15 protein-coding genes are annotated in these 15742 nt (G+C 71.4%); 6 read left to right on the top strand and 9 right to left on the bottom strand.

Annotation, left to right across the window (positions count from 1 at the left end):
• Positions 1–119: 119 nt before the first annotated feature.
• Entirely contained in the window at positions 120–1193 is a 1074-nt protein-coding gene (gene trpD / locus ABEA53_RS05060) for an anthranilate phosphoribosyltransferase (protein WP_345479926.1), read from the bottom strand.
• Positions 1194–1320: 127 nt separating this feature from the next.
• Here trpD and ctaE point away from each other — a divergent pair, with 127 nt between their 5' ends.
• From ctaE to ABEA53_RS05035, 5 genes are all read left to right on the top strand, one after another.
• On the top strand, positions 1321–1959 hold the full coding sequence (gene ctaE / locus ABEA53_RS05055; protein ID WP_345479925.1) for an aa3-type cytochrome oxidase subunit III: 639 nt from the start codon (positions 1321–1323) through the stop codon (positions 1957–1959).
• Positions 1960–1970: 11 nt separating this feature from the next.
• On the top strand, positions 1971–2780 hold the full coding sequence (gene qcrC, locus ABEA53_RS05050; RefSeq protein WP_345479924.1) for a cytochrome bc1 complex diheme cytochrome c subunit: 810 nt from the start codon (positions 1971–1973) through the stop codon (positions 2778–2780).
• Positions 2781–2789: 9 nt separating this feature from the next.
• The gene (gene qcrA / locus ABEA53_RS05045; protein ID WP_345479923.1) at positions 2790–3860 is read left to right on the top strand and encodes a cytochrome bc1 complex Rieske iron-sulfur subunit; all 1071 of its coding nucleotides are present in this window, start codon (positions 2790–2792) and stop codon (positions 3858–3860) included.
• The gene (gene qcrB / locus ABEA53_RS05040; RefSeq protein ID WP_425550596.1) at positions 3844–5496 is read left to right on the top strand and encodes a cytochrome bc1 complex cytochrome b subunit; all 1653 of its coding nucleotides are present in this window, start codon (positions 3844–3846) and stop codon (positions 5494–5496) included. Before qcrA ends, qcrB begins: the two co-directional genes overlap by 17 nt.
• Before the next feature lie 76 nt (positions 5497–5572).
• Positions 5573–5992 (top strand): NUDIX domain-containing protein, encoded by a 420-nt coding sequence (locus ABEA53_RS05035; RefSeq protein ID WP_345479922.1) that lies wholly within the window; start codon positions 5573–5575, stop codon positions 5990–5992.
• Between the two features lie 783 nt (positions 5993–6775).
• On the opposite strand, the gene ABEA53_RS05030 is transcribed toward ABEA53_RS05035, so the two are convergent.
• From ABEA53_RS05030 to ABEA53_RS05010, 5 genes are all read right to left on the bottom strand, one after another.
• Positions 6776–7192, bottom strand: a complete 417-nt coding sequence (locus ABEA53_RS05030) for a cytochrome c oxidase subunit 4 (RefSeq protein WP_345479921.1) — start codon at positions 7190–7192, stop codon at positions 6776–6778.
• A gap of 6 nt (positions 7193–7198) precedes the next feature.
• Complete coding sequence (gene ctaD, locus ABEA53_RS05025; protein WP_345479920.1) at positions 7199–8953, bottom strand: aa3-type cytochrome oxidase subunit I; 1755 nt, start codon at positions 8951–8953, stop codon at positions 7199–7201.
• Between the two features lie 19 nt (positions 8954–8972).
• Positions 8973–9881, bottom strand: a complete 909-nt coding sequence (ctaC, locus tag ABEA53_RS05020; RefSeq protein WP_486303790.1) for an aa3-type cytochrome oxidase subunit II — start codon at positions 9879–9881, stop codon at positions 8973–8975.
• A 347-nt stretch (positions 9882–10228) separates the two neighbouring features.
• Positions 10229–10597: an iron-sulfur cluster insertion protein ErpA gene (gene erpA / locus ABEA53_RS05015; protein WP_345479918.1), complete on the bottom strand. Its 369-nt coding sequence runs from the start codon at positions 10595–10597 to the stop codon at positions 10229–10231.
• 64 nt (positions 10598–10661) lie between these two features.
• Positions 10662–12131, bottom strand: a complete 1470-nt coding sequence (locus ABEA53_RS05010; protein WP_345479917.1) for a M20/M25/M40 family metallo-hydrolase — start codon at positions 12129–12131, stop codon at positions 10662–10664.
• A 37-nt stretch (positions 12132–12168) separates the two neighbouring features.
• Here ABEA53_RS05010 and ABEA53_RS05005 point away from each other — a divergent pair, with 37 nt between their 5' ends.
• Positions 12169–12729, top strand: a complete 561-nt coding sequence (locus tag ABEA53_RS05005) for a DUF3043 domain-containing protein (protein ID WP_345479916.1) — start codon at positions 12169–12171, stop codon at positions 12727–12729.
• A 30-nt stretch (positions 12730–12759) separates the two neighbouring features.
• Here ABEA53_RS05005 and ABEA53_RS05000 read toward each other — a convergent pair whose 3' ends face one another.
• The 3 genes from ABEA53_RS05000 to hisD form a co-directional block, all read right to left on the bottom strand.
• Entirely contained in the window at positions 12760–13791 is a 1032-nt protein-coding gene (locus tag ABEA53_RS05000; protein ID WP_345479914.1) for a quinone-dependent dihydroorotate dehydrogenase, read from the bottom strand.
• An 8-nt stretch (positions 13792–13799) separates the two neighbouring features.
• Complete coding sequence (gene nrdR, locus ABEA53_RS04995) at positions 13800–14270, bottom strand: transcriptional regulator NrdR (RefSeq protein WP_345479913.1); 471 nt, start codon at positions 14268–14270, stop codon at positions 13800–13802.
• A 91-nt stretch (positions 14271–14361) separates the two neighbouring features.
• Positions 14362–15666 (bottom strand): histidinol dehydrogenase, encoded by a 1305-nt coding sequence (hisD, locus tag ABEA53_RS04990; protein ID WP_345479912.1) that lies wholly within the window; start codon positions 15664–15666, stop codon positions 14362–14364.
• Between the last annotated feature and the right edge of the window lie 76 nt (positions 15667–15742).

The raw sequence follows: 15742 nt of genomic DNA, 5'->3' as shown, positions 1-15742 counted from the left end.
GCGGTCGTGAGGAGGGCCGGGCGTCCAGGCGGACGCCCGGCCCTCCGTCGCCTCCGGCGGACCTGATCAGCCGTTCGGGCTGCCAGCGGCGACGGACGCTGCCGGCACCCACGCCCGGATCAGCTCGATGCGGTGCCGGCGGCGCGGTGCGTCGCGGCCACCCAGGCGTCGAGCTTCGCGGCGGCCTGCCCGCCGTCGATCGCGCGCGCGGCCCGCTCGATGCCCTCCGCGAGCCGCTTCGCCATGGGGCGCTCGGCGTTCGAGGGGTCCTCGTAGAGGTCCCAGGCGACCAGGCCGGCGGCGGCGTTCAGCAGCACGACGTCGCGGACCGGGCCGCCGTCGCCGGCGAGCACGCTGCGCACCGTCGCGGCGTTGTCCTGCGGCGTCCCGCCGCGCAGCTGCGCCACCCGCGCCACCGGCAGCCCGACGTCGGACGGGTGCACGTCGTGCTCCGTCACGGCGCCGACCGCCACCTCGCGGATGCGGCTGTGCCCGGTGGTGGACAGCTCGTCCATGCCGTCGTCGCTGCGCACGACCAGCGCGGTCGCCCCCCGGGTCTGCAGCACCCCCGTGATGAGCGGGACCGCCTCCGGGGTCGCGACGCCGATGACGTTCGCGTCCGGGCGGGACGGGTGCACGAGCGGGCCGAGGAAGTTGAAGACCGTGCCGACCCCGAGCGCGCTGCGGGCCTCGGCCGCGTGGCGGAAGCCCGGGTGGAAGGCGGAGGCGAAGACGAAGGTGAAGCCGACCTCGTCGAAGACGCGGGCGACGCCGTCGCCGTCCAGGTCGAGCCGGATGCCGAGCGCGCCGAGCACGTCGCTGGCGCCCGACGCGGAGCTGGCCGCGCGGTTGCCGTGCTTCGCCACGGGCACCCCGCACGCGGCGACGACGATCGCCGCCATCGTCGAGATGTTCACCGTCTTGTAGCCGTCGCCGCCCGTGCCGACCAGGTCGAGCGCCCGCACCGGCAGCGGCAGCGGCAGCGCGTGGGCCAGCGCGGCGTCGCGGAACCCGACGATCTCGTCGACCGTCTCGCCCTTCGCGCGGAGCGCCACGAGGAAGCCGGCGAGCGTCGCGGGCGACACCTCGCCCGTCACGACGCGCTCCATGGCCCACGTTGCCTCGGACACCCGGAGGTCCCTGCCGGCGAGGAGCGCCGAGATCAGCTGCGGCCAGTCGAGCGTGTCGGACACCCTCGGAGCCTAGCGACGGGGATCGGAGCCCCCGCGGCGGAGGCGGCGCCCCCTCCGACTGCCGAAAGTCTTCGACGACTCGTCGAATTACGGGCTGGGAGCCCGCCGGAGCGACCATAATGATCTCGTGAGCAGTGCGTCGGTGCTTCAGAGCGCGAACACCCCGGCGGTCAACAGACCGAACCCCGTGGCGGTCGGAACGATCGTGTGGCTGGGCAGCGAGGTGATGTTCTTCGCCGGCCTCTTCGCCATCTACTTCACCCTGAAGTCGTCCCTCCCGGACGTGTGGCTCGAGTCGGTGAAGCACCTGAACGTGCCGTACGCGGCCGTCAACACGCTGATCCTCGTGTCGAGCTCGTTCACCTGCCAGTTCGGCGTCTTCGCCGCCGAGCGGCTGCAGGCGCGCTCGACCGGCTGGAAGCCGTCCGAGTGGGGCATGACGGAGTGGTTCTTCCTCACCTACGCCCTCGGCGGGATCTTCGTCGCCGGCCAGGTGTGGGAGTACGCGACCCTCATCGGCGAGGGCATCTCGATCAGCTCCTCCGCCTACGGCTCGGCGTTCTTCCTGACCACCGGCTTCCACGGCGCGCACGTCACGGGCGGCCTGATCGCCTTCCTGCTCACCATCGGCCGCGCCTACGCGGTCAAGAACTTCGGACACAAGGAGGCGACGACGGCGATCGTCGTCTCCTACTACTGGCACTTCGTCGACGTCGTGTGGATCGGCCTCTTCCTGGTCATCTACGTGCTGCAGGCGAACGGTTGAGAACGGCGACGATGAACTCCGACGACAAGAAGGCCCGTCCGCGGAAGCGGGGGCGCCGCTCCCCCCTCGCGAGCGTGGCGCTGGTCCTCACCGGCCTGCTGATCACGGGCGGCGCCTACGCGCTGCTCACCGCGACCAGCCCGGCCAACGCGAGCGTCGACATGTCGAGCGCGCAGACGATCTCCGAGGGCAAGAAGCTCTTCGCCGCGAACTGCGCGACGTGCCACGGCCTCGACCTCGCGGGCGCCTCCACCGGCCCCTCGCTCATCGGCGTCGGCGCCGCGGCGGTCGACTTCCAGGTCGGCACCGGCCGCATGCCGCTCGAGCAGGACGCCCCGCAGGGCGTGAAGCACCCGGTCGTGTTCCGCGACTCGCAGATCAAGCAGATGGCGGCCTACGTCGGCTCCATCTCCCCCGGTCCCGGCATCCCCGCCTCCAGCAACCTGACGCTGACCGGCGACGCCACCAAGGGCGCCGAGCTCTTCCGCATCAACTGCGCGATGTGCCACAACGTCGCCGGTGCGGGCGGTGCGCTCACGCAGGGCAAGTTCGCGCCGAACCTCATGGAGACGACGCCCGCCCACATCTACGAGGCGATGCTGACCGGCCCGCAGAACATGCCCGTCTTCAACGACGACAACATCACCCCGCAGGAGAAGCAGGACATCATCACCGCGCTGAAGACCCAGAACAAGGACGCCGGCGTCGGCGGCTTCGTCCTGGGCAGCCTCGGCCCGGTGGCGGAGGGCCTCTTCCTCTGGATCTTCGGTCTCGGAGCGGTCGTCGCCTTCACGGTGTGGCTGACCGCCAAGGCGAACTAGGACACGCACATGGCGACTGACGACTCCAACGACCTCCTCCCCGTCGACCACCGGGAGTCCGCGACCAGCCCGGGCACCGCGGTCGAGCGCGCCGACGCGCTGCAGAACCCGGGGCTGCCCCCGCACCGGCTGCGCGTCACCGACACCGACCCGAAGGCCGCGAAGCGCGCCGAGCGCGTCATCGTCGCGCTCTTCTACGTCTCGGTCGTCGGCTCCGTGTTCGCGATGGCGGCCTACTTCGCCTTCCCGATCCGCCCGAACGACCTCGGCTCGGTCCGCCTGAACAACGTGTTCATCGGCCTCGGCCTGTCCTTCGCCCTGCTCGCCGTCGGCGTCGCCGCGGTGCACTGGGGCAAGGTCCTCATGGTCGACCACGAGGGCATCGACATCCGGCACCCGGTCCACGGCGACGCGCCGACCCAGGCGCGGGCCGTCGAGATCTTCCGGCAGGCCGACCGCGAGTCCGGCTTCAACCGCCGCGTCCTGATCCGCAACGGCATGATCGCGGCCTTCGCGGCCCTGCCGTTCCCCGCGATCTTCCTGTTCCGCGACCTCGGCCCCGCCGTCGGCACGCCGGCGGCCGCCTACAGCCACACCATGTGGAAGAAGGGCACGCGGCTCACGAAGGACCCGACGGGCGATCCGATCCTCGCCTCCGAGGTGACCCTCGGCTCCGTCTTCCACGTGATTCCGGAGAACCTGAACAAGTCGGAGGACGTGCTCGAGGAGAAGGCCAAGGCCGCGGTGCTGCTGATGCGCCTCGAGCCCAAGGACCTGCACGTCTCCGCCGACCGGAAGACCTGGAACTACGACGGCATCGTCGCGTACTCCAAGATCTGCACCCACGTCGGCTGCCCTGTGGCCCTGTACGAGCAGCAGACGCATCACCTGCTCTGCCCGTGCCACCAGTCGCAGTTCGACATCACGCGGGAGGCGGCCGTCATCTTCGGACCGGCCGTCCGTCCGCTGCCCCAGCTGCCCATCTCGGTGGACAGCGACGGCTACCTGATCGCGCAGAGCGATTTCCACGAACCAGTCGGGCCGAGCTTCTGGGAGCGCCGCGGTGACTACAACGCCTAGTACTTACAACTACGACCCAACGACTCCTGCCGAGGAGCGTCGCTCCGGCGGCGTGACCGGCTGGGCGTCGCGCTACGTCGACGAACGGACGGGCATCAGCTACGTCGTCAAGGAGTTCGGCCGGAAGATCTTCCCGGATCACTGGTCGTTCATGCTCGGCGAGGTCGCGCTCTACAGCTTCGTGATCATCCTGTTCACGGGCACGTTCCTCACCTTCTTCTTCCAGGCCTCCATGGCGGAGGTCACCTACAACGGCTCCTACGGGCCGCTGAAGGGCCTGGAGATGTCGGCGGCCATGCAGTCCGCGCTGCACATCTCGTTCGAGATCCGCGGCGGTCTGCTGATCCGGCAGGTCCACCACTGGGCGGCGCTGCTCTTCATCGCCTCCATCGGCCTGCACATGCTGCGCATCTTCTTCACCGGTGCGTTCCGCAAGCCGCGCGAGCTCAACTGGTCCATCGGCTTCGTGCTCTTCATCCTGGCGATGGCCGAGGGCTTCACGGGCTACTCGCTCCCCGACGACCTGCTGTCCGGCAACGGCCTGCGGATCATCGCGGGCATGGTCCAGGGCATCCCGTTCGTCGGCAGCTGGATCGGCTGGCTGCTCTTCGGCGGCGAGTTCCCCGGCACCGCGATCGTCGGCCGGCTCTACACGCTGCACATCCTGCTGCTGCCCGCAGCGGTGCTCGCCTTCATCGCGCTGCACCTGGTGTTCGTCGTGACGCACAAGCACACGCAGTTCGCCGGCCCCGGCCGCACGAACGAGAACGTGATCGGCTACCCGATCCTCCCCGTGTACGCGGCGAAGGCCGGCGGCTTCTTCTTCATCGTCTTCGGCGTGCTGATGCTGATCGGGTCGTTCTTCGCGATCAACCCGATCTGGGTCTACGGCCCGTACGACCCCTCCCCCGTGTCCGCCGGAACCCAGCCCGACTGGTACATCGGCTTCGCGGACGGGGCGCTGCGGCTCATGCCCGGCTGGCTGGGCGGCCCCGGCGGGGTGCCGATGGAGTTCGTGCTGTTCAACACCACCTACTCGTTGAACATCCTGATCCCCGTCGTGATCCTCGGTCTGTTCATCGTCGTGGTGATGACCTACCCGTTCCTCGAGGCGTGGATCACGGGCGACAAGCGCGAGCACCACATCGCCGACCGGCCCCGCAACGTGCCGACCCGCACCGCCATCGGTGCCGCGGGTGTCACGTTCTACGCGGTCCTCTGGGCGGCGGCCAGCTCCGACCTCGTCGCGACGCACTTCCAGATCTCGATCGAGAGCGTCATCACGATCCTGCAGTTCCTGCTCTTCCTCGGCCCGGTGGCCGCGTACTTCGCCACGAAGCGCATCTGCCTCGCCCTGCAGAAGAAGGACCGCCAGGTCGTGCTGCACGGCTTCGAGTCCGGTCGCATCGTCCGCCTCCCCGGCGGCGAGTACATCGAGGTCCACGAGCCCGTCGACGAGTACGAGCGCTGGCGTCTGGTGAGCTACAACGACTACGAGCCGTTGATGCTCCGCCCGAACGCCGCCGGTCGCATCACGGCCACGGAGCGCGCTCGCGCAGCCGTCAGCCGCTGGTTCTTCGAGGACCGGATCGAGCCGCCGACGTCGACCGACGTCGAGGTCGCGCATCATCACTGACGCGCACCACGCGACGCAGGAGGCCGGCACTCGTACGAGTGCCGGCCTCCTCGTCGTCCGCCCTGCGGAGCGAGCGGTGGACCTGGACCGCGAGGTGCTGGTCGGCCACATGGGCGGCCCGTTCTGGGCCCGCAAGGACGCAGGGGCCTGGTCCTTCCCGAAGGGCGCGCTCGAGCCCGGAGAGACGGCGCTGGAGGCGGCCCTGCGGGAGTTCCACGAGGAGACGGGCATCGCTCCTCCCCCGGCGCCCTACGTCGACCTGGGCGCCGTGCGACAGCGGTCCGGCAAGTCGGTCCGGCTGTTCCTCACCGAGGGCGACGTCGACCTCGAGGCGTTCGAGCCCGGCACGTTCTCGATGACCCTGCGCGGCCGCACGTTCGAGGTCCCGGAGCTCGACCGCGTCCGGTGGGCATCGGTGCGGGAGGCGCGGGTGCTGCTCACCGCGGGCCAGGTGCCATTCCTCGACCGCATCCCGGGGTACTCCCCCGGCTCCTGACCCGTCGCGCTCATCCGCCACGTCGCGCGGTGCTCCCGCCGACGCGCGGCAGGCATGCCGACCGCGCGGGGGCGCGGCTACCGCGCGACGATGGTGCCGGCGAGCCGCCCGTGCGCGGTACTGCCGCGGACCTGCGATCGACGAGCGGACGGCCCGGAGCCGCGGCCGGCGCACGACGACGACGCCGGTGAGGTGCGCGCCCTGTCGGTGCCAGGAGCACCCGTCTCCACGGTGTGCGATCCGCTCGTCGGCATGCACCGCGCCAGGTGCTCGTGCCCGCCCGAGGCTGCACGTGGGGCGCCGACGTCGCGCGGTGGTCCGGCCTGCACGCGGTGGACACGCCTACTGCGTGGGGATGCGGCTACCGCGCGTCGACGCCGCGATCCGGTCCTGAACGACTCCCCGGTCACCTGGCCCACGACGTCCCGCCGCCACGTCGCGCGGTACTCCCGCCGACGCGCGGTCGGCACGCCTGCCGCGCGAGGTGCAGCTACCGCGCGTCGACGGTGGGACGCGGGGGGCGACGTGAGGTCCGGCGGCGTGCGGGGCTTCGAGTCGCCACTGCCGGCGCGGGCCGCGGGCGAGCTCCTGGCATCCGCCCGCCTCCGCAGACGTCGTCGGTGCCGGCCCTGTGCGCCGTCGCGCGGTACCTGCGCCCCGGCGCGGTGGGCATGCCCGCCGCGAACCGCGGCGGCTCCCCCGCGACGCGGGCCCTTGCGAAGGTGCCGGGAACGACGAACGGCCCGGAGGACGGATCCTCCGGGCCGTTCGTGTGCTGTCGGGTCAGCGGGCGAAGTAGCCCCGGTAGTACTCGTAGACCCAGCCGACGATCGCGATGATGAACACCGCACCGCCGATCGCCGCGATCCACACGCCGACCGCGATGCCGAGGAAGCCCAGCGTCGCGGAGATCGCGAGCACCAGCGGCCACCAGCTCCACGGGCTGAAGTGCCCGAGCTCCGGGTCGCCGTCGTCGATGGAGGCGTCGAGCCGGTCCTCGGGCAGCGGGCCGCCCTGCGCCTTGAACGAGCGCTGCAGGTAGAAGGCGATGAAGACCGACATCACGCACACGAGGCCGATGCCGATGCTGCCCACGGGCTCCACCTGGCCGTAGGTGAGGATCGCCCAGATCGAGTACGCCGCGCAGGCGATCGCGAAGAAGGTCGCCAGCACCCAGAGGATGTTGATGTTGACGCGCATGAGCGACTACCGCACCTCTCCGCGGGACGAGTCGTAGGTGGGCGTGTCCGGCGCGTCCTTGGCCGGGCCGATGCCCATCGGGATGCCCGCCTCCGGGTGGTTCAGGTCGAACGCCGGCGACTCCGAACGGATGCGCGGGATCGACGTGAAGTTGTGCCGGGGCGGCGGGCAGCTGGTCGCCCACTCGAGCGACCGGGCGTAGCCCCACGGGTCGTTGACCGTGACCTTGGGCGCCCGACGAGCGGTGACCCACACGTTGTAGAGGAACGGCAGCATCGACAGCGCGAGGATGCCCGCACCGAGCGAGGACAGCTCGTTCATCGTCGTGTAGCCGTCGCCGGCCTGGTAGGTCGCGTACCGGCGGGGCATGCCGAGCACGCCGAGCCAGTGCTGCACCAGGAACGTCATGTGGAAGCCGACGAACAGCAGCCAGAAGTGGATCTTGCCGAGGCGCTCGTCGAGCATCCGCCCGGTCCACTTGGGCCACCAGAAGTAGAAGCCCGAGAACATGGCGAACACGACGGTGCCGAACACCACGTAGTGGAAGTGCGCGACGACGAAGTAGCTGTCCGACAGGTGGAAGTCGAGCGGCGGGGAGGCCAGGATCACGCCGGTGAGGCCGCCGAACACGAACGTGATCAGGAAGCCGAGGGCCCAGACCAGCGGTGTCTCGAACGTCACCGAGCCCTGCCACATCGTGAAGGTCCAGTTGAAGATCTTCACGCCGGTCGGCACCGCGATGAGCATCGTCATCAGGGCGAAGAACGGCAGCAGCACCGATCCGGTGACGTACATGTGGTGAGCCCACACGGCGACCGACAGGGCCGCGATCGAGATCGTCGCGTAGATCAGCGTCTTGTAGCCGAAGATCGGCTTGCGGCTGAACACCGGCATGACGTCGCTGATGATGCCGAAGAACGGCAGCGCGATGATGTAGACCTCGGGGTGCCCGAAGAACCAGAACAGGTGCTGCCAGAGGATGGCGCCACCGCTGGACGAGTCGTACACGTGGGCGCCGAGCACCCGGTCCGCGCCGAGTGTCAGCAGCGCGGCCGCCAGCACCGGGAACGCCATGATCACGAGCAGCGACGTGATGAGGATGTTCCAGGTGAAGATCGGCATCCGGAACATCGTCATGCCGGGCGCGCGCAGCGTCAGGATCGTGGTGATGAAGTTCACCGCGCCGAGGATCGTGCCGAATCCGGAGAGGCCGAGGCCGAAGACCCACAGCGTGCCGCCCAGGCCGGGCGAGTACTGCGCGCTCGACAGCGGCGCGTACGCGGTCCAGCCGAAGCCGGCCGAGCCCTGCGGGGTGAAGAAGCCCGACACCGCCACGAGGCTGCCGAAGAAGTAGAGCCAGTACGCGAAGGCGTTCAGCCGCGGGAACGCGACGTCGGGCGCGCCGATCTGCAGCGGCATGAGCGCGTTGGCGAAGCCGGCGAACAGCGGCGTCGCGAACATCAGCAGCATGATCGTGCCGTGCATCGTGAACAGCTGGTTGTAGATCTCCGGCGTCGCGACGACGTGGAGGCCCGGCTCGGACAGCTGCGCCCGGATGATCAGCGCGAGCACGCCGCCGATCAGGAAGTAGATGAACGAGGTGATCAGGTACAGGTACCCGATCTTCTTGTGGTCGGTCGTCGTCAGGTACTCGACGATGAGGTTGCCCTTGCGGGCGACCTGGCTGCCGCCCGCGATGGCCTCGGCCTGACCGGCCGGGAGTGAGGCCGGCCCGCTCGGGCGGCCCAATGTCGTGGTCATCGCTGCGCTCTTCCCCTCATCAACCTTCGATGCCGCCGTTGTTCTCCGACGGGATGTCCACGCCGCTGTCCTGGCTGCCGGACGTCGCGGCGTTGTCGTCCTTGTCGTACTTGGTGCCGAGGAGCCCGGTGTTGCCTCGGGCTCGCAGCTCGGCCATGTGGGCGTCGTAGTCCGCCTGCGACACGACCTTCACGTTGAAGAGCATCCGCGAGTGGAACTCGCCGCAGAGCTCCGCGCACTTGCCCTCATAGGTGCCGATGCGGGTCGGGGTGAAGTCCCAGTAGTTGGTCTTGCCCGCGATCATGTCCTTCTTGTACAGGAAGTCGACGACCCAGAAGGAGTGGTTGACGTCCCGCGTGCGGAGGCGGATCTCGGTCTTCTTGTTGACGACCAGGTACATGGTCGGGATGGCCGACTCGACGAAGTTCGCGCCCTCGCCCGGCTGGGCCTGGATGCCCTGCTCGTAGACCTGGTCGTTCTTGTAGTCGAAGTCCCACGCCCACTGCTTGCCGTAGGCGTCGACGACGACGGCCGGGTTGGCGTAGCGGGTCTCGATCGCCGTCTGGTCCCGCGCCGTGAAGGCGAAGAGGCCGAGCACGAGGATCAGCGGCACGATCGTGTAGAAGATCTCGATCGGCATGTTGTAGCGGACCTGGACCGGCAGGCCGGTCTGGCCGCGACGGCGCCGGTAGACGATGGCGAACCAGATGATCACGGCCCACGTGATGACGCCGACGGCGAGCAGGGTGATCCAGGAACCCGTCCAGAGGTCGGACACGCGCTGCGTCTGGTTGGTGGTGTTCGGCTGCCCGGCGACGAAGCCGGGCAGGTAACCGTGCATCTCCAGGGTGCTGCAGCCCGTGAGGGCCGCTGCAACCCCGACCGCCAGTAGCGGCGCGAGGATCACGCGTCGTCGAGTGGAGCGCACTGATTCCCTTCCCCGATTCATCAGGCACCTGGTGCCGTCCGCAAGCCTATCCCGCCACAAGCCGTAGAACATCGCGGGCGGGCGTCGAAACCGGTGGACGTGCAGTCCGGCGCGCCCCCTCTCGGGCGTGTCGCACGCGCCTCCCGACGCCCTCCCGGCCACCGCCCAGCGGAGGGCGTCCGTCGCAGCCGGAGTGCCCGCGGATCCCCGCGCAGACGACGAAGGACCGGGTGCCGAAGCACCCGGTCCTTCGTGATGAGCCGCGCGACGGCCGCTGGTCGGAGGCCCGTTCAGGGCCTCCGAGGCGGCACCCCTTCGGATCCGCGTGCGGATCCGAAGCCATCGGCTCAGTGGAAGCTGTCGCCGCAGGCGCAGCTGCCCTGCGCGTTGGGGTTGTCGATGGTGAAGCCCTGCTTCTGGATGGTGTCCTCGAAGTCGACGGAGGCGCCGTCGAGGTAGGGGACGCTCATCCGGTCGACGACGACCTCGACGCCGTCGAAGGCGACGGTCGCGTCGCCGTCGAGCAGGCGCTCGTCGAAGTAGAGCTGGTAGATGAGGCCGGAGCAGCCGCCGGGCTGCACGGCGAGGCGGAGGCGCAGGTCGTCGCGGCCCTCCTGCTCGAGGAGGCTCTTGACCTTGCCCGCGGCCGCACTGGTGAGCTGCACGCCGTGAGCGGTGTCCGAGGTGGGAGTGCCGAGGATGGCGGTGTCGGTCATGGCTCGATGGTAGACGCGCGTCGCGGGATGCGCGCGCTCCGCGATCGTGTCCGCGCGCGTCCGGTCAGGACGCGTCGCGTCGCGAGAGCCGCGCGAGCAGCAGCGCCTCGGCGGCGATCGCCTTGCGGAGCGCGCCGAGGTGCTGCGACTCGTTCGGCGAGTGGGCGCGCGTGTCCGGGTCCTCGACGCCGGTGATGAGGATCTGCGCGGCCGGGAACCGCTCCGTCAGCGTGCTGATGAACGGGATCGAACCCCCGATGCCCGTCAGCTCGGGCTCGGCGCCCCAGCCGTCGGCCAGCGCCCGGCGCGCGGCCTCGGCGGCCCAGCCGGACTGGTCGACGAGGAACGGCTGGCCGAGGTCGACGTCGCTGATCGTGAGGCGGGCGCCGAACGGCACGTGTGCGCGCAGGTGCCGTTCGAGCGCGGCGAAGGCCTCCCCCGCGTCCTGCCCGGGGGCGATGCGGCAGCTGACGCGGACCCGCACGGACGGCAGCAGCGTGTTCGAGGCGTTGACGACGTCCGTGACGTCGATGCCGGTGACGGTGATGGAGGGGCCGTACCAGAGGCGGTCGGCGACGCTGCCGCGACCGATCGGCCGGACGCCGGGCAGCAGGGCCGCGTCGGCGGTGAGCTGCTCGATGCTCGGTCCGGCGGGACCGCCGTCGGGCGGCGCTGCGGACGTCAGTCCCTCCACGGCCACGGCGCCGTCCTCGTCCCACAGCGTGCTCAGCAGCCGGACGGCGGCGAGCACGGCGTCGGGCGCCGCGCCGCCGAACATGCCGGAGTGGCTGGCGTGGTCGAGCGTCGCGATCTCGAGCGTCGCGGTCGCGTTGCCGCGCAGGGACGAGGTGAGCGCCGGCACGGAGGTGCTGACGTTGTCGGAGTCGGCGACCACGATCACGTCGGCCTCGAGCAGGTCGTGGTTCTCGGCGAGGAAGGCGTCGAAGGAGCGGGAGCCCGCCTCCTCCTCCCCCTCGATGAAGATCGCGATGCCCACGCCGAGGTCGTCGCCGAGCGCCTGGAGGGCCGCGGTCACCGCCGCGACGTGGGTGACGACGCCGGCCTTGTCGTCCGAGGCGCCGCGACCGTGGAGCCGCTCCCCCTGCAGCGTCGGCTCGAAGGGCGGTGTGCTCCACAGCTCCTCGCGCCCGGCGGGCTGCACGTCGTGGTGCGCGTAGAGCAGCACGGTCGGCCGTCCGGGTGCGGCAGCGCGCCGGGCGACGACGGCGGGTGAGCCGGCGACCCGGCCCTCCTCCGCGTCGTACTCCGCGCGGCGCACGTCGACGAGCTCGAACGCGCCGGTGCCGCGCAGCAGCTCGGCGACCGCGTCGGCGCTCTGCAGCAGCGGCTCCTCCGGGAAGCCGGGGAACGCCACGGAGGGGATGCGCACCAGCCGCCCGAGGGCGCTCACCGCGGTGGGGAAGCCCTCCGCGACGGCATCGAGGATCCCTTCTTCCTCGGCCGGGACGCCGCTTCGCGGTGTCCCGGTACCGGGAAGAAGGGGCCCAGGCTGCTCCGCGGGTTCGACCGGCATGCCGGTAACCTTAGAAGCCGTTGACGAGGAGACGCTCATGGCGAAGAAGGCCGTCGAGACACCGCCCGAACCCGATGTGTTCGCGGGCGGCAAGGGCCGGGCGACGCCGTCGCGCCGCGACCGCGAGGCCGCGAACCGCCGCCCGATCGTCGTGGCCGACCGCAAGCAGGCCCGCAAGGTCTCGCGGTCCCGCGAGGCCGAGGTGCGCGAGCGCGCCCGCATCGGCATGGCGAACGGCGAGGAGCGCTACCTCCCCGCCCGCGACAAGGGGCCGCAGCGCAAGTTCGCCCGCGACTTCGTCGACTCGCAGTGGACCGTGGGCGAGTTCCTCATCCCGGTCTTCGTGCTCTTCTTCGTCGCGACGCTCGTCGTGCCGCAGGCGACCTGGCTCTTCTTCCCGCTGTACGGGTACCTGGCGATCACGATCGTGGACGGCCTGATCCGCGCGGCGATGATCCGCCGCCGGCTCGCCCAGCGCCTCGGCGACAGGTCGAAGGTCGAGCGCGGTCTCAACCTCTACGTGGTCATGCGGGCGTCGCAGTTCCGCAACCTCCGCGTGCCCAAGCCGCAGGTGCGGCGCGGCACTCGCATCGAGTAGCGCCCGCGCGGACGACGCCCTTCCGGGCGCTCAGCGCGAGCGGTTGAGCGCCGCGGCCCAGCCCGGGCCGCGGTAGAGGAACGCCGTGTAGCCCTGCACCAGGTCGGCGCCCGCGCTCAGCCGCTCCTGCACGTCGTCCGCGGAAGCCGCTCCCCCGACGCTGATCAGGCACGCGTCGGCGGGCAGCGTCTCGCGCAGCAGCCGCAGGACCTCGAGCGAACGAGCCGCGACCGGCGGGCCGGACAGGCCGCCCGCACCCATCGCCTCCACCTGCGCGACCGGCGTGCGCAGCCCGTCGCGCCGGATCGTGGTGTTCGTCGCGACGACGCCCGCGAGACCGAGCCGGCCGACCAGCTCGCCGATGTGGCGCACCGCGTCGTCGTCGAGGTCGGGTGCGATCTTCACGAGCAGCGGCGTGCCGTCCGCCTCCGCGAGCACGGCCGCGAGCAGGGGCTCGAGCAGGTCGAGCTCCTGCAGCCCGCGCAGGCCGGGGGTGTTCGGCGACGAGACGTTCACGACGAGGTAGTCCGCCAGCGGTGCCAGCACGCGCGCCGAGGCGCGGTAGTCGTCGACCGCGTCCTCGACGGCCGTGACCCGGCTCTTGCCGATGTTCACGCCGACGATCGGCAGCCCGCCGGACCGCCGCAGCCGCCGCAGCCGCGCGGCGACCGCCTCCGCGCCGTGGTTGTTGAACCCCATGCGGTTGATGAGCGCGCCGTCGGCGGGCAGCCGGAACAGCCGGGGCTTCGGGTTGCCGGGCTGCGGCAGCGCCGTCACGGTGCCGATCTCCACGTGCCCGAAGCCGAGGGCGCCGAGCCCGCGCAGCCCGACCGCGTTCTTGTCGAAGCCGGCCGCGAGGCCGAACGGCGTCGGGAACCGCAGCCCCATGGCGGTCACCGGCTGCGCGCCGCGCAGGGTGCGCCGGCGCACGACGTCGCCGATTCCGGGCGCGGCGCCGAGGCCGCGGATGACGAGCATCGCCGCGTGGTGCGCGGTCTCGGGGTCGAGCCGCATCAGGACGGCGCGGAAGAGGACGCGGTACGCCCGCTCGACGATGCCCACGGGCCGGATCAGGCGCCGGTGGAGCTGGCGGAGGAGTTCTCGACGCGCAGCAGCGTGATGGCCGCCTCGAAGTCGTCGAGCGACGTGAAGCCCTGGTACACGCTCGCGAAGCGCAGGTAGGCGACCTCGTCGAGCTCGCGCAGCGGCGGCAGCACCGCGAGCCCGATCTCGTTCGCCTCGACCTGGCTCGCTCCTGTGGCGCGGATCGCCTCCTCCACGCGCTGCGCGAGCAGCGCCAGGTCGGAGTCGGTGACCGGTCGGCCCTGGCACGCCTTGCGCACGCCGGACACGACCTTCTCGCGGCTGAACGGCTCGAGCACGCCGTTGCGCTTGATCACCGAGAGGCTGGCGGTCTCGGTCGTCGAGAAGCGCCGGCCGCAGTTCGGGCACTGCCGGCGCCGGCGGATGGCGAGGCCGTCGTCGCCCACGCGGGAGTCGACGACCCTGGTGTCCGGGTGGCGGCAGAAGGGGCAGTGCATCTTGCGCGCCAGTCTATCCGGGGTCCTGGAGGAATGACAGCGCTGTCATTCGGCGCTGATCAGGCCCTGCGCTCACGGCGCCCGGTGCTCGTCAGGAGAAGCGGGCGTCGACGGCGTCGCCGTGCGCGGGAAGGCCTTCGGCGTCGGACAGCGCGCGCACGACCGGCTGCGCCTCGCGGAGGGCGTCGAGGTCGTAGTCCACGACCTGCTGCTGCCGGATGAACGGCCGCACCGAGAGCCCCGCGGCGAACCGCGCGGTCCCGCCGGTCGGCAGGACGTGGTTGGACCCCGCCGCGTAGTCGCCGAGGCTGACCGGGGTGGCGGCGCCGACGAAGATCGCGCCCGCCTCCGTCAGCTCCGCGACGAGCGGCCACGGGTCCCGGGTCTGGACCTCGAGGTGCTCGGGCGCGTAGGCGTTGCTGACGACGACCGCGGCCGCGAGGTCGTCGACGAGCACGATCCCCGACTGCTGCGCCTGGAGGGAGGCGGCGACCCGCTCGGCGTGGAAGGTCGTGGCGGCGCGGCGCGCGACCGCCTCGTCCACGGCCTGCGCGAGCTCGGGCGAGTCGGTCACCAGCACCGCCGCGGCGAGGACGTCGTGCTCGGCCTGGCTGACCAGGTCCGCGGCGACCAGGTCGGGCGAGGCGGAACCGTCCGCCACCACGAGGATCTCGGTGGGGCCCGCCTCCGAGTCGATGCCGACGAGGCCGGCGACGGCCCGCTTCGCAGCGGCGACGAAGACGTTGCCCGGGCCCGTGATCACGTCGACCGGGCCGAGGCCGATGCCGGGGACGCCGTGCGCGAAGGCGCCGACGGCACCGGCGCCGCCCATGACGTAGACCTCGTCGACGCCGAGCAGGCCCGCCGCGCCCAGGATCACCGGGTGCGCCCGGCCGCCGAACCGCCGCTGTGCCGGCGTCGCCACGGCGATGCCCCGCACGCCGGCGGTCTGCGCGGGCACGACGTTCATCACGACGCTCGACGGGTACACCGCGCGGCCGCCCGGCACGTAGAGGCCGACCCGGCGGACGGGCATCCAGCGCTGCTGCACCCGGGCCCCGTCGCCGAGCCGGGTGGTGACGGGCTCGGACAGCTGTGCGCGGCTGGCGGCGCCGACCCGCTCGATCGCGATGCCGAGGGCCGAGCGGATCTCCGCCGGCAGCGCCTGCTCGGCGGCGCGGATCTCCTCCACCGGCACTCGCACCGACGGCGGACGTCCGCCGTCGAAGCGGTCGGCCTGCTCGAGCAGCGCCGCCTCGCCCCGGGTCCGCACGTCCTCGATCAGCGCCAGCACGTCGCCCTGCACGGACGCGGGGTCCTCGGCCGGACGCGGCAGTGCCGTTCGGATCGCAGCCGGATCGGGCAGTCCGCCACGCAGGTCGATGGTCCGCAGCACGGTCGTCGAGCCTAGAGGAGCCACCTCGGACGACCCCGGGGGCGTCCGCCCGCTGCCGTGCGCAGCGGCGGCGGGC

Source organism: Amnibacterium soli (assembly GCF_039544415.1).
Taxonomy (GTDB): Bacteria; Actinomycetota; Actinomycetes; order Actinomycetales; family Microbacteriaceae; genus Amnibacterium; species Amnibacterium soli.
Note: the sequence above shows the minus strand (reverse complement) of the source record. Positions and strands in the feature narration are given on the sequence as shown.

Bases quoted from the DNA above. Each gene is read 5' to 3' on its own strand.
- qcrA (WP_345479923.1), top strand. From the start codon at position 2,790: ATGGCGACTGACGACTCCAACGACCTCCTCCCCGTCGACCACCGGGAG.
- ABEA53_RS05010 (WP_345479917.1), bottom strand. From the start codon at position 12,131: ATGCCGGTCGAACCCGCGGAGCAGCCTGGGCCCCTTCTTCCCGGTACC.
- qcrC (WP_345479924.1), top strand. From the start codon at position 1,971: ATGAACTCCGACGACAAGAAGGCCCGTCCGCGGAAGCGGGGGCGCCGC.
- ABEA53_RS05030 (WP_345479921.1), bottom strand. From the start codon at position 7,192: ATGCGCGTCAACATCAACATCCTCTGGGTGCTGGCGACCTTCTTCGCG.
- nrdR (WP_345479913.1), bottom strand. From the start codon at position 14,270: ATGCACTGCCCCTTCTGCCGCCACCCGGACACCAGGGTCGTCGACTCC.
- erpA (WP_345479918.1), bottom strand. From the start codon at position 10,597: ATGACCGACACCGCCATCCTCGGCACTCCCACCTCGGACACCGCTCAC.
- ctaD (WP_345479920.1), bottom strand. From the start codon at position 8,953: ATGACCACGACATTGGGCCGCCCGAGCGGGCCGGCCTCACTCCCGGCC.
- ABEA53_RS05005 (WP_345479916.1), top strand. From the start codon at position 12,169: ATGGCGAAGAAGGCCGTCGAGACACCGCCCGAACCCGATGTGTTCGCG.